General features: G+C 66.3%; 21 protein-coding genes and 1 tRNA gene. 16 read left to right on the top strand and 6 right to left on the bottom strand.

What is annotated here, in order from left to right; all coding sequences use genetic code 11:
* Positions 1–86 precede the first annotated feature (86 nt).
* The 5 genes from pstS to ARTSIC4J27_RS18650 all read left to right on the top strand — a co-directional run bounded on the left by pstS (position 87) and on the right by ARTSIC4J27_RS18650 (position 4,727).
* Complete coding sequence (pstS, locus tag ARTSIC4J27_RS18670) at positions 87–1,208, top strand: phosphate ABC transporter substrate-binding protein PstS (RefSeq protein ID WP_050056684.1); 1,122 nt, start codon at positions 87–89, stop codon at positions 1,206–1,208.
* 105 nt (positions 1,209–1,313) lie between these two features.
* Positions 1,314–2,246 (top strand): phosphate ABC transporter permease subunit PstC, encoded by a 933-nt coding sequence (gene pstC, locus ARTSIC4J27_RS18665; RefSeq protein WP_050056683.1) that lies wholly within the window; start codon positions 1,314–1,316, stop codon positions 2,244–2,246.
* A complete protein-coding gene (pstA, locus tag ARTSIC4J27_RS18660; protein WP_050056682.1) occupies positions 2,247–3,359 on the top strand; it encodes a phosphate ABC transporter permease PstA in 1,113 nt (370 codons plus the stop codon).
* A gap of 99 nt (positions 3,360–3,458) precedes the next feature.
* A complete protein-coding gene (gene pstB, locus ARTSIC4J27_RS18655; protein WP_050056681.1) occupies positions 3,459–4,238 on the top strand; it encodes a phosphate ABC transporter ATP-binding protein PstB in 780 nt (259 codons plus the stop codon).
* A gap of 171 nt (positions 4,239–4,409) precedes the next feature.
* Positions 4,410–4,727 (top strand): hypothetical protein, encoded by a 318-nt coding sequence (locus ARTSIC4J27_RS18650; protein WP_152683918.1) that lies wholly within the window; start codon positions 4,410–4,412, stop codon positions 4,725–4,727.
* A gap of 75 nt (positions 4,728–4,802) precedes the next feature.
* Here ARTSIC4J27_RS18650 and ARTSIC4J27_RS18645 read toward each other — a convergent pair whose 3' ends face one another.
* The 4 genes from ARTSIC4J27_RS18645 to ARTSIC4J27_RS18630 form a co-directional block, all read right to left on the bottom strand.
* Positions 4,803–5,207 (bottom strand): hypothetical protein, encoded by a 405-nt coding sequence (locus ARTSIC4J27_RS18645; protein ID WP_050056679.1) that lies wholly within the window; start codon positions 5,205–5,207, stop codon positions 4,803–4,805.
* A gap of 327 nt (positions 5,208–5,534) precedes the next feature.
* Positions 5,535–6,548, bottom strand: a complete 1,014-nt coding sequence (locus tag ARTSIC4J27_RS18640; RefSeq protein WP_050056678.1) for an inorganic phosphate transporter — start codon at positions 6,546–6,548, stop codon at positions 5,535–5,537.
* 1 nt (position 6,549) lies between these two features.
* Positions 6,550–7,167: a DUF47 domain-containing protein gene (locus ARTSIC4J27_RS18635; RefSeq protein WP_050056677.1), complete on the bottom strand. Its 618-nt coding sequence runs from the start codon at positions 7,165–7,167 to the stop codon at positions 6,550–6,552.
* Between the two features lie 325 nt (positions 7,168–7,492).
* Positions 7,493–8,152: a hypothetical protein gene (locus tag ARTSIC4J27_RS18630; RefSeq protein WP_050056676.1), complete on the bottom strand. Its 660-nt coding sequence runs from the start codon at positions 8,150–8,152 to the stop codon at positions 7,493–7,495.
* A 178-nt stretch (positions 8,153–8,330) separates the two neighbouring features.
* Between ARTSIC4J27_RS18630 and ARTSIC4J27_RS18625 the strand changes: the two genes are divergently transcribed.
* From ARTSIC4J27_RS18625 to mmuM, 3 genes are all read left to right on the top strand, one after another.
* Positions 8,331–8,403, top strand: a tRNA-Lys gene (locus ARTSIC4J27_RS18625).
* A gap of 121 nt (positions 8,404–8,524) precedes the next feature.
* Positions 8,525–9,553, top strand: coding sequence for a LacI family DNA-binding transcriptional regulator (locus tag ARTSIC4J27_RS18620; protein ID WP_050056675.1), 1,029 nt, complete (start codon positions 8,525–8,527; stop codon positions 9,551–9,553).
* 27 nt (positions 9,554–9,580) lie between these two features.
* A complete protein-coding gene (gene mmuM / locus ARTSIC4J27_RS18615) occupies positions 9,581–10,609 on the top strand; it encodes a homocysteine S-methyltransferase (protein WP_050056946.1) in 1,029 nt (342 codons plus the stop codon).
* A 74-nt stretch (positions 10,610–10,683) separates the two neighbouring features.
* On the opposite strand, the gene ARTSIC4J27_RS18610 is transcribed toward mmuM, so the two are convergent.
* Entirely contained in the window at positions 10,684–11,178 is a 495-nt protein-coding gene (locus tag ARTSIC4J27_RS18610; RefSeq protein WP_235436784.1) for a hypothetical protein, read from the bottom strand.
* A 360-nt stretch (positions 11,179–11,538) separates the two neighbouring features.
* Between ARTSIC4J27_RS18610 and araB the strand changes: the two genes are divergently transcribed.
* Genes araB through araA form a run of 3 tightly spaced genes read left to right on the top strand, consistent with a single transcriptional unit; the run spans position 11,539 to position 15,565 of the window.
* On the top strand, positions 11,539–13,311 hold the full coding sequence (araB, locus tag ARTSIC4J27_RS18605; protein ID WP_050056673.1) for a ribulokinase: 1,773 nt from the start codon (positions 11,539–11,541) through the stop codon (positions 13,309–13,311).
* Positions 13,308–14,009, top strand: a complete 702-nt coding sequence (locus ARTSIC4J27_RS18600; RefSeq protein WP_050056672.1) for an L-ribulose-5-phosphate 4-epimerase — start codon at positions 13,308–13,310, stop codon at positions 14,007–14,009. The genes araB and ARTSIC4J27_RS18600 overlap by 4 nt, the downstream gene beginning before the upstream one ends.
* Positions 14,010–14,044: 35 nt before the next feature.
* Positions 14,045–15,565, top strand: coding sequence for an L-arabinose isomerase (araA, locus tag ARTSIC4J27_RS18595; protein WP_050056671.1), 1,521 nt, complete (start codon positions 14,045–14,047; stop codon positions 15,563–15,565).
* A gap of 2 nt (positions 15,566–15,567) precedes the next feature.
* Here the strand turns inward: araA and ARTSIC4J27_RS18590 are convergent, their stop codons facing one another.
* Positions 15,568–16,401 (bottom strand): ANTAR domain-containing protein, encoded by an 834-nt coding sequence (locus tag ARTSIC4J27_RS18590; RefSeq protein WP_235436756.1) that lies wholly within the window; start codon positions 16,399–16,401, stop codon positions 15,568–15,570.
* Between the two features lie 669 nt (positions 16,402–17,070).
* Here ARTSIC4J27_RS18590 and arfA point away from each other — a divergent pair.
* The 5 genes from arfA (at position 17,071) to ARTSIC4J27_RS18565 (ending at position 21,561) form a co-directional block, all read left to right on the top strand.
* On the top strand, positions 17,071–18,561 hold the full coding sequence (gene arfA / locus ARTSIC4J27_RS18585) for an arabinosylfuranosidase ArfA (protein WP_050056669.1): 1,491 nt from the start codon (positions 17,071–17,073) through the stop codon (positions 18,559–18,561).
* Between the two features lie 116 nt (positions 18,562–18,677).
* A complete protein-coding gene (locus ARTSIC4J27_RS18580) occupies positions 18,678–19,268 on the top strand; it encodes an HhH-GPD-type base excision DNA repair protein (protein ID WP_050056668.1) in 591 nt (196 codons plus the stop codon).
* Positions 19,269–19,368: 100 nt separating this feature from the next.
* On the top strand, positions 19,369–20,373 hold the full coding sequence (locus ARTSIC4J27_RS18575) for a LacI family DNA-binding transcriptional regulator (protein ID WP_050056667.1): 1,005 nt from the start codon (positions 19,369–19,371) through the stop codon (positions 20,371–20,373).
* Between the two features lie 63 nt (positions 20,374–20,436).
* Complete coding sequence (locus ARTSIC4J27_RS18570; RefSeq protein ID WP_050056666.1) at positions 20,437–20,994, top strand: cysteine hydrolase family protein; 558 nt, start codon at positions 20,437–20,439, stop codon at positions 20,992–20,994.
* Positions 20,995–21,258: 264 nt separating this feature from the next.
* Complete coding sequence (locus ARTSIC4J27_RS18565; protein ID WP_050056665.1) at positions 21,259–21,561, top strand: urease subunit gamma; 303 nt, start codon at positions 21,259–21,261, stop codon at positions 21,559–21,561.
* Positions 21,562–21,572: the final 11 nt, after the last annotated feature.

Here is a 21,572-nt window from a genome sequence, read left to right as displayed (position 1 = left end):
CTTCGATGAAGGTACAAAACGTACGCATCGCGCTGCAGGGTTCTCCGCCCCGCCCGCACATAAACACCCTGGAAGGGGTACACCTAGTGAAGGCACTCCGCTTCGGCCGCCACGCGGCTATCGCTGTTATCGCAGCCGGCGCACTCGCGCTCACCTCCTGCGGTTCAGACAACGCCACTAACACTGCGCCCGGCGGCACCCAGACTGCTGGCGGCTCGAAGGTCACCGGCACGCTCACCGGCATCGGCTCCTCCGCGCAGGGCGCGGCAATGGACGCCTGGAAGACCGAGTTCGCCGCCGCCAACCCCGGCGCCACGGTGCAGTACTCGCCGGACGGATCCGGCGCGGGCCGCAAGGCCCTCCTGGACGGATCCGCCCAGTTCGGCGGCTCCGACGCCTACCTGAAGGACGACGAGTACGCCACCTCCCAGACTGTCTGTGGTCCTGACGGCGCACTGAACATCCCGGTCTACATCTCGCCGATCGCCGTCGCCTTCAACTTGCCCGGCATCACGGAACTGAAGCTGGACGCCGCCACCGTTGCCAAGATCTTCCGCGGCGAGATCGCCAACTGGAACGATCCCGCCATCGCTGCCCTGAACGAGGGCGTCACCCTGCCGGACCTCAAGGTCACCCCGGTGAACCGCTCTGACGACTCGGGCACCACCACCAACTTCACCGACTACCTGGCTGCCGCAGCACCTGAAGTCTGGACGGACGAGGCCTCCGGCGTTTGGCCTGCTTCCCTGCAGGGCGAGAACGCCAAGGGCACCTCCGGCGTGGTCAAGACCGTCACCGACACCCCCGGCGCCATCACCTACGCGGACGACTCCGCAGTGGGCGGATCCCTCGGCGTTGCGCAGATCAAGGTCGGCGAAACCTTCACCGAAATCTCAGCGGAAGCCGCAGCGAAGGCTGTTGACGCGGGCACCCCGGTGGATGGCCGCTCTGCCAACGACCTGTCCATCAAGCTGGACCGCAAGACCACCAGCGAGGGCGCTTACCCCATCGTGCTGGTGTCCTTCCACGTCGTCTGCTCCACCTACGAGAGCCAGGAGACCGTTGACCTGGTCAAGGCCTTCGAGAGCTACGTAGTTTCCGAGGAAGGCCAGCAGGCCGCCGCTGACTCCGCGAAGTCCGCCCCGCTGTCTTCGGCCCTTGCAGAGAAGGCCGCCACGGCCATCGAGAGCATCAAGGTCAAGTCCTAGTTACCGCTCCAAAACCGGGTTCCCCGCCTGCCGAGAGGCAGTGCGGGGAACTTCGGTTTGGACGCAGCATTTTCCAGTGTCAGTAAACGATCGAAGGGCCGTCGAATGACCGCCACCCCCCTGACCAGCACCCAGGGCGCCGGCCGCGCCGGGGACAAGATATTTTCCGGCGCAGCACTGGCCGCCGGCTGCCTCATCCTCGCCGTCCTCTTCGGCGTCGCGCTCTTCCTGGTGGTCCAGGCCATCCCGGCGCTGACCGCGCCTGCCGCACAAATCCAGGGCGGGGCGGGCTTCTTCGCGTACATCTGGCCCATCGTGATCGGCACGCTCATTGCGGCTGCCATCGCGCTGGTGATCGCCACTCCGATCGCCATTGGCGTGGCCCTGTTCATCTCGCACTTCGCCCCCCGCCGCCTCGCGGCAGGACTGGGCTACGTGGTGGACCTGCTCGCCGCCATCCCGTCCGTGGTCTACGGCGCGTGGGGTGCTGCGTTCCTGGCCAAGGAAATCTCCCCGGCCTACAACTGGCTCGCCGCGAACATGGCCTGGCTGCCCATTTTCCAGGGACCTGCCTCCGCCACCGGCAAGACCATCCTGACGGCCGGCATCGTCCTGTCCGTTATGGTGCTGCCCATCATCACCTCCCTGTCCCGCGAGATCTTCCTGCAGACCCCCAAACTGCATGAGGAAGCCGCGCTTGCCCTCGGTGCCACGCGCTGGGAAATGATCAAGATGTCCGTCCTGCCCTTCGCGCGGCCGGGCATCATCAGCGCCGTCATGCTGGGCCTTGGCCGCGCCCTTGGCGAGACCATGGCAGTTGCCCTGGTGCTGTCCTCCGGCGCCCTGACCGCCAGCCTGATCCAGTCCGGCAACCAGACCATCGCCGCGGAGATCGCCCTGAACTTCCCGGAGGCAAGCGGTCTTAAAGTCAGCACACTCATCGCCGCCGGCCTGGTCCTGTTCGTCATCACACTGGCCGTGAACATGATCGCGCGCTGGATCATCACCCGGCACAAAGAATTCTCGGGAGCCAACTAAATGACCTCCACGCTCACGCCCGTCCGCAGCAAGCGCTCGGCGCTCACGAAGGGCCAGCTGCCCAAGTATGCCCCCTATGTGGTCCTGGCCGCCGCCCTGGTTGTGGGCGCCGCCATCCTGGCGCTGGTGGGCTTCAACGCCTTCGGCTGGGGCATCGTCTCCGCGATCCTGTTCGCCGTCGGCCTGGTGTCCTGGAGCGCCGCGGTGGAGGGTTCCCGCAAGGCGAAGGACAAACTGGCCACCTGCCTGGTGGTGGGATCCTTCCTGGTGGCACTGCTGCCGCTCATCTCGGTGATCTGGACCGTCCTCGTGAACGGCGTGCCCGGCCTCCTTACCCCCGGGTTCCTCAGCACCTCCATGAACGGCGTCACCGGCGTGTTTGACAACAGGGCGGTGGAGAACGGTACCCCGGTACTGGGCGGCATTTATCACGCGCTCCTGGGCACCATCCAGATCACCCTGCTGGCCACCTTCATCTCCGTGCCGGTCGGCCTGCTGACGGCCATCTACCTGGTGGAGTACGGCAACGACGGCCGGCTGGCCCGCGCCATCACCTTCTTCGTCGACGTGATGACCGGCATTCCGTCCATCGTGGCCGGCCTCTTCGCCGCCGCCTTTTTCTTCGCCGTGGTGGGCCCGGGCACCAAGACAGGCGCCGTAGCCGCCGTCGCACTGTCCGTCCTGATGATCCCCGTGGTGGTTCGCTCCAGCGAGGAAATGCTGAAGATCGTGCCCAACGAACTCCGGGAAGCGGCGTACGCGCTGGGCGTACGCAAATGGCGGACCATCATCAAAGTGGTGATACCGACGGCGATCTCCGGCATCGCTTCGGGCGTCACCTTGGCCATCGCGCGTGTTATCGGCGAGACGGCGCCCATCCTGGTCACCGCCGGCTTCGCCACCAGCATCAACTCCAACGTGTTCAGCGGCTGGATGGCCTCGCTGCCCACCTTCATCTACACCCAGATCCTGAACCCCACCTCACCGGCCAACCCGGACCCGTCCTCCCAGCGGGCCTGGGGCGCCGCCCTGGTGCTGATCATCCTGGTGATGATCCTCAACCTCGGCGCCCGGCTGATCGCCAGGATCTTCGCCCCCAAGACCGGCCGCTGACGCCTGCTCGCGGCGGCGGGCGCCATCCTGAACACCCCATTCCGATCCTTCGGGCCGGAACCTAGACTTCAATTCATCCCCAGTTAGTGAAGGAACACCATGTCTAAGCGCATCGACGTCAAGGACCTGAACGTGTACTACGGCGATTTCCTCGCCGTGGAGGACGTCACCATCAACATCGAGGCCAAGTCCGTCACCGCTTTCATCGGCCCCTCCGGCTGCGGCAAGTCCACCTTCCTGCGGACCCTGAACCGCATGCACGAGGTACTTCCCGGCGCCCGAGTGGAGGGCGAGGTGCTCCTCGACGGGGACAACCTGTACGGCCCCGGCGTGGACCCCGTCACCGTCCGCTCGCAGATCGGCATGGTGTTCCAGCGGCCCAATCCGTTCCCCACCATGTCCATCCGGGACAACGTGCTGGCGGGCGTGAAGCTGAACAACAAAAAGATCTCCAAGGGTGAGGCCGACGTCCTGGTGGAACGTTCGCTGAAGGGCGCCAACCTCTGGAACGAGGTCAAGGACCGCCTGGACAAGCCCGGTTCGGGCCTGTCCGGCGGCCAGCAGCAGCGCCTGTGCATCGCCCGCGCCATCGCCGTGGAGCCCCAGGTGATCCTGATGGACGAGCCGTGCTCCGCCCTGGACCCCATCTCCACGCTGGCCATCGAAGACCTCATCAACGAGCTCAAGGACCAGTACACGGTGGTGATCGTGACGCATAACATGCAGCAGGCCGCCCGCGTTTCGGACCGCACCGCGTTCTTCAACATCGCCGGCACGGGCAAACCGGGCAAGCTCATCGAAATCGGGGACACCCACACCATCTTCAGCAACCCCACCCAGAAGGCAACGGAAGACTACGTCTCCGGCCGCTTCGGGTGAGCCGCGCCTCCGGCAGCCGCTGCCTCCGGAGGACGTCACCCTGCCGCCTGGACGCCGGACGTCACCCTGCCGCTTGAGGCCGGCCGAGTCCAGTGGCAAGAGCGCATCCGTTTTAGTACGCTTACCTAGTTACTAGGCTGGCTAGCAACAAGTTGAGCAGGGAGTCCCACCGTGACGCAGACAGCAAGCAGGCCCATGCACCAACAGCTGAGGATTGCCGGTCATGGTTCACTGCCGCAGCAGGCGGCAATCCCGGCAGCGGCCGTGCCTGAAATGTGTTCCCGGGACGTGTGGCTTGCAAGTTCCTATCTCGAAAGCGTCCAGTGGGAGCTGGACGCAGCCCACGAGTCCCTCCTGCAGGCAGTTCGGCGGGCAGCGGAAGCAGGTGCCGACCCTCGGGAGCTCTGCAAAGCCGCTAACATCACGCCGGGGGAGCTGGACGACATCCTGAAGCCGGGGACGCAGGTGGCAACGCAGGCGGCATCCTAAGGCTCTGCCGGCGGACGGCTGCCCTGCCGGGTGCCTCGCAAGCGCCGCCGTCGTACGCCTAACGGGACTGAATGCCTACTCGGGTACTTCGAGCTGGAAGCCGCACCTGCAGCGCAGCACCCTGGTGGGCAGTGACACGGTGCTGAGTCCGCCGCTGCTGCTGCTGCGGTAGCACAGCCTTTCTATCTCAAACTCTGCTTCCTCCATGGGGAATCCGCAGTGGATGTACTCGTCGCCGAACATAATGACCTTCGCCATCCAGCGCACCTGGCCCAGGGCCGCAGCGACGTCGGCCGCGTACGCGAGGTGCTCCTGGAACCGGCGGCACTCATTGCAGGTGTAGGAGACGGTGACCAGGTCGCCGTTGGCCGCTCCCATCGCGATGATTGCGTGGATGGTCAGCTTTTGTTCGGTCCCGCACAGCTCGCAGCGCATGCGCCGCGGCTGGGGGAGGTTGTGCCGGGGTGTCGAGGAAGACATGGCGCCTGGCCTTTTCCAGGATGTGCATCCAGTCCGCCGATGTGCTTCAGCGGCATGCTCCGCGGCCCTGCACCCGGCGGCGGATGTCAGACCCGGCAGCAGCGCTGGGGGCCTACTTTTGAATCTACGTCACCGGCGTCCGGCTGTACAGATCACCGGCTTCAGGAGTCCCGGCATCCCCGGCACGGCAGGGGAGCAGGGGAGCAGGGGGCGACGGCGGTGTTCCCTGGGGTGCTCGTTTCCCGCCCCGCGCTCGTTTCCCGCCCCGCGCTCGTTCCCGGCCCGCGCTACTGGACCGGCCGCAGGCCGGAGGACAGTCCAGCGCCGCTATCCCGGCAGCGGCGACAGCGCCAGCGCCAGCACAAAAGCGAGCGCGGCCGTGGCCGCCGGGGTGAGAATCCAGAGCCCCACGATGCGGATCACCAGCTTCCGGTTGGTCACCGAAAAGTGCTGGTTTTCGCCTGCGCCCAGCACGGCCGAGGTGACGGTGTGCGTGGTGGAGAGCGGCCAGTGCAGGCCGATGGCGCCCACAAAAAGCATGACGGCGCTGAAAATCTGCGCCACAGAACCCCGCAGCGGATCGATCCTGGTGATTTTGTAGCCGATAGTGTGCGAGATCCGCCAGCCGCCGTACATTGTTCCGGCGGTAATCATCACGGCGGAAAGCAGCGCCACCCACACGGGGAGGGTGCCGCCGTCGGAATAGCCGCCGGCCAGCAGGGCCAGCAGGAGGACCGCGCTGATCCGTTGCCCGTCCTGCAGGCCGTGGCCGAACGCTACTGCCCCCGCGGCGATGGACTGGCTCCGGCGGAACCTCTGGTTCACCACGTTCGGCTGGGTGTGGCGGGCTGCCCAGGTGGCGGGGTAGACCAGCAGGAACGCCCCGCTGTAGGCCACCAGCGGCGACAGCACCAGTGGCAGGATGACCTGGAACAACAGGGAGCGGTCCACCCCTCCCACGCCTGCCCCGCCCACAGCGAGGCTGGCGAGCCCGGCCCCGGCAAGGCCGCCCACCAGCGCGTGGGTGGAGGAGGCCGGGATGCCCCGCCACCACAGGATGATGCCCCAGGCGATGGCGCTGGCCAGGCCGGCGAGGAGGATGCTGAGCCCGTCCGTTCCGGACGGAAGGTTGATCCAGGTCTGGCTGACGGCCACCGCCAGGCCTGCGCTGAGCAGGGCGCCGATGAAGTTGAAGAAGGCTGCAAGCAGCACTGCCACGCTGGGCGTGAGCGCACGGGTGCGCACGGCCAGGGCAACAGAGGTGGAGGCGTCACGGAACCCGTTGACGAAGGCGAATACGGCGGCCAGGACCACCACCGCGCCGAAGACGGCTGCCGTCACCTCAGGATTCCTTGACGATGATGCTGCCTACCTGCGTGGCGATGCGCCGCATGTCCTTGGTGACGTCCACCAGCTGGTTGGCGATATCCCGGTTGCGGGAGTACTGCGCCCATTTCATCTCGCTGATCATGTCCGCCACCCACACCCGGTGCGTCCGTTCGGCGCGCTTGGCCAGGCGGAGGATTTCAATCCAGTAGTCCTCCAGGTCATCCAGGTTGTCCAGCCGGCGCATGGCATCGACGGTGAGCTCGGCCTGGCGGCTGATGATCTCCAGCTGGTCAGCGGCCCGCTTGGGCAGCCGCTCCAGCCGGTAGAGCGCCACCAGTTCCGCGGCGGCATCCAGCTTTTCGATGGCCTCGTTGAGGTAGCGCGATAGGGCGTACATGTCCTCACGCGGCAGCGGGTTCACGAAGCTGGTCCGCATATGCGTCAGAAGGGCGAAATGCAGTTCGGCGGACCGGGCCTCATGGTTGTGCATGTCCTCCACGAGCTTGCCGTGCTCCGCCGCCGGGACGCCGAGGATCTCGGCAAGGGTGGCGCTGCCGAGCACAATTTGCTGCGCCATTTGCGATAGGAGGTTCAGCCCGGCGGGCTCCTGGGGAAAAAGGCGCAGTTTCACGTAGTTACCGGTCTCCGGGAAAAGTTCAGGGCGGGAGTTGCCTGCCGTGTGACTTGACCCCGGCGCAACCAACGCTAACTCTACCGGCACGCAAAAGGAGCCCTGAAATGGGCAGACAGTAACGCACCCGCCAAGACGGGGCCGGCAGTCAGCGGACATAAAAATGGTGCCGAACCGGATACGCCTCTCGGCGGTAGGCCGCTCTAGGCGGCTGAATGTTGAAGCCCGGGGGTTTCGCGGCTCGGCACCAGTTTCAGTGTTCTACGTTGGTTGGCCCAAGTCAACATTGACAGATCGGGCCTCTTGGGCCAGAGCATGGACCCTTTTAGTCGAGTTCGCCCAGCCGCCAGGCGTTGGCGGCGTGCTCGAGGTCCTCAGCGGTTTTCACCAGCTGGTGCGAGTTGCGGGTGAGCTTGCTGGCGTGGGCCTCGTTTCCGTGCTCGGCACCATCGGCCAGCGTTGCCTGGCCGAGCGCCACCACCCGGCAGAACGCGGCGGAACGTTCCAGCGCCACGTCGAACTCGCCGTCGAACGCGCCGGAGAGGATGGCGTCCGCCATCGTCTTCATCTCGTCGGCTCCGGGAGGCTCGGCAGCGCCGGCCACCACGTTGGAAACCTGGGCGGTGTCCTTGCCGGCGCGGAAGTAGACGGAAATGCGCTCCGGGTCCTGCACCGTGGCCGCCCGCAAGGCATAGAGGCGCCAGAGTGCACCGGGAAGCGACCGGGCAGGGCTCTCCGCCCACATCTCCGCGATGGCCTCCAGCCCCTGCTCGTCCGCGAGCTTAACGAGCCGCTCGGTCACGGCCGGATCGTCGCTGTCGCGGCCGTGCCGGACCAGGGCCTGCGCGGCGAGGTGGGCGGCTTCGGACACGCGTGCGGGGTCCGCGCCGCCGGCAAACGGCTCGAAGTCCACCGGCGCAAAAGGCTTCGGCTTGTGGTGCCGGTTGGCGCCGCCGTATGGACTGGGACCTGGTTGCTCGCTCATGCCACCCACGCTACTCCTGTGCCGTGCCGGAAATCGAGCATCAGGCCCCTTGCCCACGGGCCCGACGACGCGTCCCTGCCTGCGTGCATAAGGGCCGGAACCATGGGTTAGAGTATTAAATGTCCAGAAATGGACTGGGCCGGGCAGGCTGGCACTTGGTGCCGAAACAGCCCGGCAGGGGCCTTTAGCTCAGTTGGTAGAGCATCGGACTTTTAATCCGTGGGTCGTGGGTTCGAGCCCCACAGGGCCCACTCTTTTAGCGAAGAGCGGGAATCCCCCGGCAGCCTTCCAGGCCGCCGGGGGATTTTTCGTTCACCCCACGCGCGTCGGCTGCAGCAAACGCGCCATGGCAGCAACGGGCACAATGGTGGCATGACAAAAAGCAGCACCGGGCGGCTGCCGCGCCTTGAGGACGTGGCTGGATTGGCTGGTGTCTCGCACCAGACCGTTTCCCGGGTGGTCAACGGCCACCCCAACGTCAGCAAGGCAACCCGCGAAAAGGTCGAGGCCGCCATCGCGCAGTTGGGCTACCGCCGGAACACCGCGGCCCGGAGCCTGGTGACCCGGCGCTCGCAGACCATCGGCGTGCTGGGCAGCGAGCTTTCACAGTACGGGCCCGCCCACACCTTGCTGGGAGTGGAGCGTGCCGCGCGGGATGCCGGCTACTTCGTCAGCATCGCGGCGCTCCGCTCAGTCGGCCGGGACGCCATCTTCGACGCGCTGCAGCACTTCACCGACCAGTCCGTGGACGGGATCGCCGTCCTGGTGCCGCACACCGAGACGCTGCGGATCCTGGAGGAGTTCAACCCCGGGGTGCCTGTGGTGGCCGTCGGTTCGCCGGGCGATGCTGCCGTGAGCGGCGCGATGGTGGACCAGAAGCGCGGGGCCCTGATCGCCGTCGGCCATCTCATCGAGCTGGGGCACCGGAGGATCGGCCACGTCGCAGGGCCGGCGGACTGGCTGGACAGTGCACTGCGCACCGAGGGCTGGCGTGAGGCACTGCAGCAGGCCGGCCTGCAGGACGATCTGCTGCTGGAAGGCGACTGGAGCGCGGAAAGCGGCTACGCGATCGGGCGGCGCCTGGCGGCGGAGCGGACGGCAACAGCCCTGTTCGTAGGCAACGACCAGATGGCCCTCGGTGTGCTGCGCGCGTTCAACGAGGCAGGCGTGCGCGTGCCCGACGACGTCTCCGTAGTGGGGTTCGACGACCAGCCCGAATCGGGCTACTTCACCCCGCCCCTCACCACGGTGCGGCAGGACTTCGAAGAGCTGGGCAGGCGGTGCGTGGATGCGATGCTGAAGGAGATCGAGGCAGGCGCCCCCGTGAGTTCCACGGTGGTCACCCCTGAACTGGTACGGCGGAAGAGCACCGCGGGCCTGGTGCGTCCGCGTTCGCTGTAGCCTGAACTGATGCCCCAGCCTGACACCATGCCCCGCAACAACGCGCTGTCCCGCCTGCTCGACGCCGGAGAGAACCTGGTCCTGGACGGTGCTTTGGCCACAGAACTTGAAGCGTACGGCTGCAACCTTGAGGACCCGCTGTGGTCCGCGAAAGTCCTGCTTGAACAGCCCGGGCTCGTCAAGCAGGTCCACCTCGACTACTTCAGGGCCGGGGCACGCGCCGCCATCACAGCCAGCTACCAGGCCACGCCGTTGGGGTTTGCGCGGCGGGGCATCTCCGCCGCCGAGGCTCTGGACCGGGTTGCCCTCAGCGTCCGCCTGGCTGACGAAGCCCGCCGCGAGTACCTGGCCGGGAACCCGGCGGCCGGACCATTGCTGGTGGCCGGTTCCGTTGGTCCCTACGGCGCCTACCTCGCCGACGGGTCCGAATACCGCGGGGATTACACCCTGAGCCGAGACGAATTCCTGGAGTTCCACCGGCCGCGGGTGGCAGCGCTCGTGGAAGCCGGAGCGGATGTCCTCGCTTGCGAAACGTTGCCTTCCCTGCCAGAAGCGGAGGCGCTGCTGGAACTGATTGCCGGGTTCGGCGTCGAATCCTGGCTGACGTTCACCCTCCGGGATGGAGCGCACATCAGTGACGGAACTCCGCTGGAACAGGTGGCGCAACTCTGCGATGCTGAGCCGCTTGTGGCTGCCATTGGTGTGAACTGCGTTCCGCTGGAGTTGGTCACCCCGGCGCTGGAAGCTTTGGGCCGGGCCACCGGCAAACCGCTGATCGCCTACCCTAACTCCGGGGAAACCTATGATGCCGCCACCAAGACCTGGGGGCCGGCCGAGTCGTCCGCTGCCGGCACCGGTGCTGTTGCTGACACCGGACGTGCGGTTGACGCCCGTGCTGTTGCTGGCAACGGAGGCGCGGCCGGGTCCGGACGGGCGCCCGCAAGCCTTGTGGAGGGAGTCCGGGAGTGGCAGGAACGTGGCGCGCGCCTGGTGGGCGGCTGCTGCAGGACAACGCCGCACGACATTGCCGCCCTGGCACAGCTCTGGCGGCCCTGATTCCGCATGAGCCCTGATCCCGGATCAGCCCTGATCCGCCTCCACGAAGACTTAAGCGGCCGGTGACTGAAGACTTAGGCGGCGGGTGATTTCTGCCGGGCTGCCGGAGCGTGACGGGCCCATCGGGCCCACTTGGGCCAGTAATTGATGACGGCATAGGCTGCCAGTGCCGCCGCCAAATGCAGGTGCAGCATCAGGTGGAGCGAGTACGCCGCAGGCGCTGCCGCCCCGGCATCCGGGGGAGGAGCCTGGGCGGCGTCCTGCACCACGCCCGGCGCACTGCCGCCGTGCCCGTGGCCCGTTATCCCATCCCCTGAGCCGCCGGAAAAGACTGCAAACCCCAGATGAAGCAGTTGCTGGGCCAGCGCGCACCCCAGCAGCACGGCCCAGCCGGGCAGGACGAAGCGCCCCATCATCGCTGCCGCCATGCCGAGAAGCGCTGCAACGGCCGCGAGGATCATCAAAGAGGGAGCCGGACCGCCGGCGGCCAGGTGCGCTGCCAGGCCGAGTCCTGTGCAGAGCGGACCGGCAAGCCACGCACGGGACCCGGTTCGCTCTTTCAGCTGCACGCTTTCCAACGAGGCCCCTTCCTTGTGGTCGGCATCAGTTCCGGGTTCATCATGTCCCTACCCTTTTTTGGCCCCGTCCCACAGTTCACGACGCCTTGGGGTGAAGCGCTGGGTGATCCGGAGGCGGGGGTGATCCGGAGATACCAGCGATCCGGAGGCGGGGGTGATCCGGAGATACCAGCGTTCCGGACATGCCAGCCATCCGGAGGTGCCAGCGCGTGTAGTGCGTTGTGGAGCTTCCTTCCCTTCCGTGAAGTGTTGCCCGGCTTGCTCGAGACCTGGAATGCCCATTGACTTCACCTTTGTTAGCGCTCACAATTGAAAGGCCGCGAAGCTGCGGCAGCTATTGGAGGATCTTTTATGGACGTCAGAGTGGACATGGACAGCTACGTCATCGGCGTGGACTACGGCACCCTCTCGGGCCGGGCCGTGGTGGTCCGGGTGCGGGACGGCAAGGAGCTCGGCAGTGGTGTGTACGAGTACCCGCATGCAGTAGTCACTGATGCACTTCCCGAGGACGTGGCGGGTCAAAACGCTGGCGGACAAGCCGTCCGGCTTCCGGGGGAATGGGCGCTGCAGGTGCCTGATGACTACCGCGACGTCCTGCGTTTTGCCGTCCCGGCTGCCGTCGCCGAGGCTGGGATCGACCCGGCCGCCGTCGTCGGAATTGCCACGGATTTCACCGCGTGCACCATGGTGCCGGCGAAGGCGGACGGTACCCCGCTGAACGAACTCCCGGGGTTCGAAAACCGGCCGCACGCCTACGTGAAGCTCTGGCGCCACCACGCCGCGCAGGGCCAGGCCGACAGGATCAACCAGCTGGCATCAGAACGCGGCGAAGAGTGGCTGCCCCGCTACGGCGGCTTGATTTCTTCAGAGTGGGAGTTCGCCAAGGGCCTGCAGCTGCTGGAAGAGGACCCCGAGGCCTACGCCGAGATGGACCACTGGGTGGAAGCGGCGGACTGGATTGTCTGGCAGCTCTGCGGCCAGTATGTCCGGAATGCGTGCACAGCCGGCTACAAGGGGATCTACCAGGACGGGCGCTACCCGTCGGAGGATTTCCTGGCCGCTTTGAACCCGGCCTTCAAGGACTTCGTCAGCGCTAAACTCGAGCACACGATCGGCCGCCTGGGCGACGCCGCCGGATACCTTACCGCTGAGGCTGCAGCCTGGACCGGCCTGCCCGAGGGCATCGCCGTGGCCGTGGGCAACGTTGACGCCCACGTGACCGCTCCGGCGGCGAAAGCAGTGGATCCGGGCCAGCTCGTGGCCATCATGGGCACCTCCACCTGCCATGTTATGAACGGCGACGAACTGCGCGAAGTGCCGGGTATGTGCGGCGTAGTGGACGGCGGCATCGTTGACGGGCTCTGGGGCTACGAGGCCGGCCAGTCGGGCGTGGGAGACATCTTCGGCTGGTTCACAAAATATGGGGTGCCGCCGGAATACCACCAGGCCGCCGAAGCTGCGGGCCTGGGCATCCACGAATACCTCACCGGACTGGCATCCCGGCAGGCCATCGGGGAACACGGACTGATCGCCTTGGACTGGCACTCGGGCAACCGGTCAGTGCTGGTGGACCATGAGCTGTCCGGAATCGTGGTGGGGCAGACCCTCGCCACCCGCCCCGAGGACACCTACCGCGCGCTGCTCGAAGCCACCGCCTTCGGCACCCGCACCATCGTGGACGCCTTCCGGGACGCCGGCGTCCCGGTCAAGGAGTTCATCGTGGCCGGCGGCCTGCTCAAGAACCCGCTCCTGATGCAGATCTACGCGGACGCCACGGGACTGCAGCTGTCCACCATCGGTTCGGCGCAGGGTCCGGCCCTGGGCTCGGCCATCCACGCCGCCGTGGCTGCCGGGAAGTACGCCAACATCCGCGAAGCCGCCGCCTCCATGGGGTCGGAACCGGGCGAGGTGTACACGCCTATTCCCGAGAACGTGGCGGCTTACGAGGAACTGTTCCAGGAATACAAGACCCTGCACGACTACTTCGGCCGCGGTACCAACGACGTGATGCACCGTCTCAAGGCCATCCAGCGCAGAGCACACCAAGGCTTCGGTTCCGCCGGACAACCGGCAAACACCGATGCGGCTGAACGCACCGATGCCGGCGCGGGGGTGCTGGCATGAGCGCCGGAACCGGAGTCATTGAAAGCATCGCCCGGGTCCGCGAGGACGTCTGCGCCTTGCACGCCGAGCTGACCCGCTATGAACTGGTGGTGTGGACGGCGGGAAACGTCTCCGCCCGCGTGCCCGGCCACGAACTGATGGTGATCAAGCCCTCGGGAGTTGCATACCAGGACCTCACGCCTGAGCTAATGATTGTCACCGACCTGTACGGGGAGCCCGTGGCGGGAGATGCAACAGGTGAGTGGGGCAACCCGGACCTGTCGCCGTCGTCGGACACAGCGGCGCATGCGTACGTCTACCGGAATATGCCGGAGGTGGGCGGAGTGGTCCACACGCACTCCACGTATGCCACTGCCTGGGCCGCCCGCGGGGAGGCTATTCCGTGCGTGCTCACCATGATGGGCGACGAATTCGGCGGCTCCATCCCGGTGGGGCCGTTCGCGCTGATTGGCGATGATTCGATCGGCCAGGGCATTGTGGAGACGCTGAAGAACTCCAACTCGCCGGCCGTGCTGATGCAGAACCACGGCCCCTTCACCATCGGCAAGGACGCCCGCTCCGCGGTAAAGGCGGCAGTGATGTGCGAGGAAGTGGCCCGCACCGTCCACATTGCCCGGCAGCTGGGCGAACCGCTGCCCATTGACCAGGGCCACATCGACTCGCTGTACGCCCGCTACCAGAACGTCTACGGACAGTAATTCACCGCCTCCCCTTTAACTCTTCAGGAGAACCCATGAGCAGCGCAGCAAACACATCCCTTGACGGTTATGAGGTCTGGTTCCTCACCGGCAGCCAGCACCTCTACGGCGAGGACGTCCTCAAGCAGGTGGCCGCGCAGTCGCAGGAGATCGCCAACCAGCTCAACGCCAGTTCCGACGTTCCGGTCAAGATTGTCTGGAAGCCCGTCCTGACTGATTCGGATGCTATCCGCCGCACAGCGCTGGAGGCGAACTCGGACGATTCCGTCATCGGCGTCACCGCCTGGATGCACACGTTCAGCCCGGCGAAAATGTGGATCCAGGGCCTGGACCTGCTCCGCAAGCCCCTGCTGCACCTGCATACCCAGGCCAACCGGGACCTGCCGTGGGCGGACATCGATTTCGACTTTATGAACCTGAACCAGGCAGCGCACGGCGACCGCGAGTTCGGCTACATCCAGTCCCGCCTGGGCATCGCCCGGAAGACCGTCGTCGGGCACGTCTCCAACCCGGAAGTCGCCCGGCAGGTCGGCTCATGGCAGCGCGCCGCGGCCGGCTGGGCCGCCGTGCGCACCCTGAAGCTGACCCGCTTCGGCGACAACATGCGCAACGTCGCCGTCACCGAGGGCGACAAGACCGAGGCGGAGCTGCGCTTCGGCGTCGCCGTCAACACCTGGTCCGTCAACGAGCTCGCCGACGCCGTGCACGGCGCTGAAGAGGACGACGTCGACACGCTCGTTGCCGAGTACGAGGACCTTTATGACGTGGTGCCGGAGCTCCGCGCAGGCGCGGCCCGGCACGAATCGCTCCGGTACGGGGCCCGGATTGAGCTTGGGCTGCGCAGTTTCCTCGAAGGCAACGGCTCGGCCGCGTTCACTACCTCTTTCGAGGATCTGGGCGCCCTGCGGCAGCTTCCGGGCCTGGCTGTGCAGCGGCTGATGGCTGCCGGCTACGGCTTCGGGGCCGAGGGCGACTGGAAGACCGCCATCCTGGTCCGGGCCGCGAAGGTGATGGGTGCCGGCCTGCCCGGCGGCGCCTCCTTGATGGAGGACTACACCTACCACCTGGAACCCGGCTCCGAGAAGATCCTCGGCGCACATATGCTGGAGGTCTGCCCGTCGCTGACCGCCGGCAAGCCCCGCCTGGAGATCCACCCGCTGGGTATTGGCGGCAAGGAAGACCCGGTGCGCCTGGTGTTCGACGCCGATGCCTCCCCGGGCGTCGTCGTGGCCCTGTCCGACATGCGGGACAGGTTCCGCCTGGTGGCCAACGCCGTGGACGTGGTCCCGCTGGACCAGCCGCTGCCCAACCTCCCCGTAGCACGCGCCCTGTGGCAGCCGAAGCCGGACTTCACCACCTCCGCCGCAGCCTGGCTCACTGCCGGCGCCGCCCACCACACCGTGCTCTCAACACAGGTGGGTATGGACGTGTTCGAGGACTTCGCGGAGATCGCCAGGACCGAACTGCTGACCATCGACGAGGGAACCACCATCCGCCAGTTCAAGAAGGACCTGAACTGGAACGCCGCCTATTACAAGCTGGCCGGCGGCATCTAGGCCTAGTGGCCGAAGTGCGCGCGCGGAGGGCCCTCGGGCAGCCGCTCGAGGATGTCCTCCGCCACCCGGCGTACTTTGATGTTCCGGTGGCTTGAGGCCCGGGCGAGGATGGAAAAAGCTTCGTGGTAGGAACACCTGTTCTGGGCCATGATCACACCGCAGGCAACGTTGATGGACGTCCGGCTGTCCAGGGCGAGCCGCAAATCCGACGCGGTTGACCTCGCGTTATGGAGGTCCAGGGCCATCTGAAGGCTTTTCGCGGCCAGGCCGGCAAACGAGCGGGCCTCCGAGATGACCTGCAGCGGGAACGCCTTGGCGTCCTGGGCAAAGAACGCCAGGGCCGCGGTAGTCTGGCGGACGGGGATGGCGTCTCCGGGTGCCCCGTTGTCCCTGGTGGTGCTGCTGTCCCTGGCCGCACTGCTGTTGTTGGTGGCCGCTGCGTTGTTTGCCCCGCTGTCCTGGTCCACGCGCAAGCGCATCCCCAGGACGCTGCCAAGGTTGGCAACCTGCAGCTCCTGGCAATACCGGGGCCAGCGGAAGTCACCGCTCCTCTGCAGCACGGCCACGGGATGTCCGCCGGCCAGGACATCGCTGACCGGCCCTTCGCCCTTCTCCTGTTCCCATTCCAGGAGCCGGATGACTTCCGCGGACGTTCCCGTGATGAGCGGGGCCCGCTTCGCCTGCCGCACCACCACGCCGCATTCGATTACGAGGCCCGCCGTCCCGACAACAGCCCGGGCCGATGCGGTTGCCAGCAGTTCAAGGGAGTCGCGCAGCGTTTCGGCGCCGGTCACCAGGTCCAGCAGGATTCCGGTCTGCTTCCCGTCGGCGGCCACCGGGGCCTTGCGCTGCCGTGCGCTATCGGGTGCCGCGTTTCCTGGTGCTGGGTGGGCTTCCGGAGCCCGTCCGCGTGAGGGACTTCCATGCGTGGCGGGCCCGTGCGGGTGGTGGAAAGGGCCCTGCTGGGAAACCAGAGGGCCGGCGACGGCTGGGGGAGAGGCCTTGGTCTCGAAGACCTCCTCGTCGCCGGCCCCGTCTAGTGCCCGGGTCCGACGACCCGGGAAACCGGAGCTTGCGTATTGTGCGTGCATTGCCAGTCTCACACCCCCTCGTGAGCCAAGTACTGCCATTCAAAACTCGTCTTGTCTCTGAGAAAAACGTAGTTGCGTGGCGGATGGCAGTGAACGCGTAACCGGTACTTGTTTTTGAGATTAGGTACTACTTGGTTTTTTGACGCCATTACCTGCTTTCGGTGTTGCCGCAGGTGGGCGGCATATGGCCGCGGGTGGCCTAACAACGCTTCTGCGGCGCCGGCCGGCGGGGGAGTGCTTGACTCACGCCGCGGGACCACGAACAATATTTCTATAACGTTGTAAATAGAGAGAAGCGAGGACGTTTTCGTGGCATTGACAGAACCCACCGCCCATGACAGGCCAACCAAGAGCGCCGGACCAGAATCCCCGGCCACTGGTCCTGCATCTGGATCCGCAGCGGCAAAAATAACCATGGACCCTGCCTTCGCCGTCGGGCCGGTCCGGCGCCGCACGTTTGGTGCCTTTGTGGAGCACCTCGGCCGTTGTGTGTACACCGGCATCTTCGAGCCGGAACATCCCACAGCGGATGAAGACGGGTTCCGTGGTGACGTGCTGGAGCTGACCCGGGAACTGGGCGTGTCGACGGTGCGCTATCCGGGCGGCAACTTCGTCTCCGGATACCGCTGGGAGGACGGCGTGGGTCCGGCGGACAAGCGCCCCGTCCGGCTTGACCTCGCCTGGCACTCCACTGATCCCAACCTGGTGGGTGTGGACGAGTTTGCGAAGTGGTCCGCCAAGGCCGGTGTCGAAACCATGATGGCCGTAAACCTCGGTACCCGCGGGACGCAGGAGGCACTGGACCTGCTGGAGTACTGCAACATCGACGGCGGAACGGCGTTGTCGGACCAGCGCAGGGCCAACGGGGCGGAAGGCGGCTACGGCATCAAGATGTGGTGCCTGGGCAACGAGATGGACGGTCCCTGGCAGATCGGGCATAAAAACGCGCAGGAGTACGGACGGCTTGCCGCCGACACCGCCCGCGGCATGCGCATGATCGAACCCGGCCTCGAGCTGGTGGCATGCGGCAGCTCCGGACCCACCATGAGCACCTTCGGTGAATGGGAACGAATGGTTCTCTCCGAGACCTACGAGCTGGTGGACTTGATTTCGGCCCACCAGTACTTCGAGGACTTCGGCGACCTGCAGGAACACCTCTCGGCCGGCCACCGGATGGAAACTTTTATCCACGACATCGTGAGCCACATCGACCACGTGAAGTCGGTGAAGAAGTCCACCAGGCAGGTCAACATTTCCTTTGACGAATGGAACGTCTGGCACATGAGCCGGGACGAATCCCGGGCGCCCACGGGCAAGGACTGGCCGGTGGCACCCGTCCTGCTCGAGGACACCTACACGGTGGCGGACGCCGTCGTCGTCGGGGATCTCCTGGTCACGCTGCTCAAGAACACTGACCGCGTCCACTCAGCCAGCCTCGCGCAGCTGGTCAACGTGATCGCCCCCATCATGACGGAGCCCGGTGGCAGGGCCTGGAAGCAGACCACATTCCACCCGTTCGCGCTCACCTCCCGGCACGCTTCCGGCACCGTGCTGCAGCTCGCCGTCGAATCCCCGCTGGTCAGCGGCGGTAAGACCGCTGACTTTGCCGCACTGTCCGCCGTCGCGACGTTCAACGCCGACAAGGGCGAGGCCGTGGTGTTCGCCGTGAACCGCTCGGCCACCGATGCGCTTGGCCTGGATGCAGTGGTGTCCGGCCTGGGCGCGGTCCGGGTGGTGGAGGCCGTGACCTACGCGAACAAGGACCCGTACTGGCAGGCCACCGCGGACGATTCAACATCCGTCCTGCCCAGCGAAAACGTCTCGGTCAAGGCCGACGGCGGACGCCTCACCGGCACGCTCCCGGCGGTGTCCTGGTCCATGATCCGGCTCGCAGTCGGGGAGTAATTGCCAGCGGAGTTTTTGTCCAGATACGCCGACATAAATGGCGAAAAAGCCTGCATATCTGGACAAAAACTCCGGGAAACGGGACGGCATGACGACGGCGGCACTCCTCTGGGAGGATGGACGGCATGGAACTGCACATCACGGGGGATCCCGCCGCGGACAAGTTGTTGAGTGAGGACGCCTTTGCACTGCTGACGGGCATGCTGCTGGACCAGCAGGTGACCATGGAATCGGCGTTCGCCGGCCCGGAGAAAATCCGGACCAGGATCGGTTCCATCGCACCGGAGGCCATCGCCTCGCAGGAGCCGCAGGCCTTCGTGGACATGTTCAAGGAACGCCCGGCTGTCCACCGTTTCCCGGGCTCAATGGCCGCACGGGTGCAGGCGCTCGCCGAGGCAGTCCAGAACGAATGGGACGGCGACGCCACCGCGATCTGGACCAAAGATGACCCTGACGGCGCCGAGGTCCTGCGGCGGCTCAAGGCATTGCCTGGCTTCGGGGAACAGAAGGCCAAGATCTTCCTGGCCCTGCTGGGCAAGCAGCGCGGCCTCCAGGCGCCCGGCTGGAGGGAGGCCGCCGGGCACTACGGACAGGAAGGTTCCTACCTCTCCGTGGCCGACATCGTTGATCCCGAATCCCTGGCCAAAGTCCGGGCCAGCAAGCAGGCGGCGAAGGCGGCAGCGAAAGCGGCGAAGGCCAAGGACTGACCGGCCCGCCGCTGTCCGTCCCGACGGCGGGTTCCCGCCACAGTGCCATCTTCTGCAACGATGTATGGCAGGAACAGGCGGAACCATAAGAAGGAGCCACATGGCGGTCACCATGAATGACGTTGCGAGGGCAGCGGGTGTGTCGCTGAAAACGGTCTCCAACGTTCTTAACGACTACGAGTTCATCCGTCCCGCCACCAAGCAGCGGGTCCAGGATGCCATCGCCGAGCTGGGGTACGAGGCCAACCTGACCGCCCGCAGCCTGCGTTCCGGCAAGACCCGGATGCTCGGGCTGGTCCTGTCCGACCTCTCAGCCCCCTACTACGCGGAGCTGGCGTCAAGGCTGATGAAGGCCGCAGCGCAGCGGGGCTACAGGGTCCTGGTGGAACAGTCCGACGCCGTGGGGGACGCGGAGCTGAACGCCCTGCAGGGGCCGTTCCGGCAACTCACAGACGGCCTGCTGTTCACCCCCCTGGTCATGGACGCTGACGCCATTGCCGGCCGGCTGGGCAAAAAACCGCTGGTGATGCTGGGCGAACACATCCTGGACCCCCGGTTCGACCTGGTCACCATGAAGAACGGGGAAGCCGCCGCAGCACTGACATCGCACCTGGTGGCGGGCGGCCGCCGTCGGATTGCTGTCCTTGGCGCGCGCGCCGACGAATCCGCCGGAAGCGCCGGGCTCCGGCTCAACGGATACCGGAGCGCACTGGACAAGGCCGGGATCCCCTTCGACCCCGCCCTCGTGGCGCCCTGCGAATGGCGCCGGGACGAGGGAGCGGCCGCCGTGGCCGGGCTCCTGGACCGGGGCATCGACTTTGATGCGGTGTTCGGACTGAACGACGCCATCGCCCTCGGGGCCATGCACGAGCTCCTCATCCGGGGCATCAAAGTGCCGGAGCAGGTGGCGGTTGCCGGTTTTGACGACATTGACGAGGCCCGGTTCGCCTCGCCCTCCCTGACCACGGTGTCACCCGGTATGGCCGAGATCGCCGAGCGTTCCATCGCCCTGCTTATTGACAGGATCGAAGGCCGGGAAACTGCAGGCGAAGGCGTGCAGGTGGAATCGGGCTTCCAGCTGCAGATCCGCGAATCCGCACCCTAGGTTTCGCCGGGCGGCCCCGGGGGTACATTTCCGGGACGAACAAACGTCAGAAAGGTGGCGCGGATGATCGCCCTTCTTGTCATCGACATGCAGAACGCATACTTTGAGGCGCCGGAACTGGCAGCCCAGCAGGAGGGCCTCGTGGCGTCCTGCAACAGGCTGCTTGAGGCGTTCAGGGCCGGCGGGCACAAGGCGCTGATGGTGGGCACCGAGCATGAACGGGACAAGTCCACCTGGACGCTGAACATGCTCGACGACGACCAGGGCTTCATCTTCCGCGGCAGCAAGCAGGCCGAGGCTGTCCCCGGATTGGCTATCGACGGCCTGCCCCAGCTGAACAAGACGCGGGACAGCGCCTTCGTGGGCACCAACCTGCTGTCCCGCCTCCGCAACTGGGGTGCCGACGAAGTGGTGCTTGCCGGCGTCTCCACCCACAACTGCATCGCCCAGACCGGCGCCGACGCCTTCGCCCACAACATCAGGGTCACGTACGCGAAGGAAGCCATGGCTTCGGAGGACAGGCAGGACGCGGCGGACATGCTGCGCATCCTGTCCACCACCTACCGCCAGCCCGTCCAGTCCACGGACGAGATCCTCGCCCGGCTCAATGGGGCAAAGTAACCCCTGAGCCTCCGGCCTTTTGGGTTGAATACCGGCCTTGGGCACTGAGTCTCCCCAGCTTTAAGGACGGCCGACGGCGTGTCCCGGCGAAACGCCGTCGTCATCGCCTTCCCTGAGCCAAAACCTGGGGAGATTCAGCGCGCAGCCGGGGAGCCGGTGCAGCGCCGGCGGCGGAGAGACTGGGATTACCCTGCCGAAACCTGCCCGAAACGTCCGCCACCTATTCTGGGTCCACGCCGTCCGCTGGCCGCTGAAGGGACCCCCATGCATTTGATGCCGCGTGAGCAGGAAAAGCTTTTGATCGTGGTGGCCGCAGATCTGGCCCGCCGCCGCCAGGCCCGCGGACTCAAGCTCAACTACCCGGAAGCCGTGGCCATCATCAGTTACGAACTGATCGAGGGCGCCCGGGACGGCCGCACCGTCGCCGAGCTCATGAGCTACGGCACCACGCTGCTCGGCAGGGAGGACGTGATGGAGGGCGTGCCGGAGATGATCCACGACGTGCAGATCGAGGCAACCTTCCCTGACGGCACCAAGCTCGTCACCGTCCACGATCCCATCCGCTGAAGGGGCAGGCC

This window comes from Pseudarthrobacter siccitolerans (genome assembly GCF_001046895.1).
Lineage (GTDB): Bacteria > Actinomycetota > Actinomycetes > Actinomycetales > Micrococcaceae > Arthrobacter > Arthrobacter siccitolerans.
The sequence above is the reverse complement of the archived record's forward strand: the minus strand, read 5'-3'. Positions and strand labels throughout refer to the sequence as shown.